Source organism: Pseudomonas sp. 51_B, from assembly GCF_017491595.1.
Taxonomy (GTDB): domain Bacteria; phylum Pseudomonadota; class Gammaproteobacteria; order Pseudomonadales; family Pseudomonadaceae; genus Aquipseudomonas; species Aquipseudomonas promysalinigenes.
On the sequence record NZ_JAFGYW010000653.1, the window covers coordinates 1 to 226 of the forward strand.

Annotated in this window: 1 rRNA gene; it reads right to left on the reverse strand. The window is 47.3% G+C overall.

Annotated features, from left to right (window positions below):
• Window positions 1–149: 149 nt before the first annotated feature.
• A 23S ribosomal RNA gene (locus tag J5M56_RS27345) occupies window positions 150–226 on the reverse strand; the annotation flags it as partial.

A 226-nucleotide genomic window follows, 5' to 3' on the forward strand; every position in this document is an offset into this window, starting at 1 on the left:
CAATGCTCTATGGTCGTCAAGAAATTCTGTAGCCAGAATGTCCTGTTGGACAGCCCAGCGAATTCGAATATGCGATTTGTGATGTTGCGAATTTTCGGGTCTTTCGTCTTCACCACCACAATCTGCGTTGCAGATTGCTTGGGTGTTATATGGTCAAGCCTCACGGGCAATTAGTATTGGTTAGCTCAACGCCTCACAGCGCTTACACACCCAACCTATCAACGTC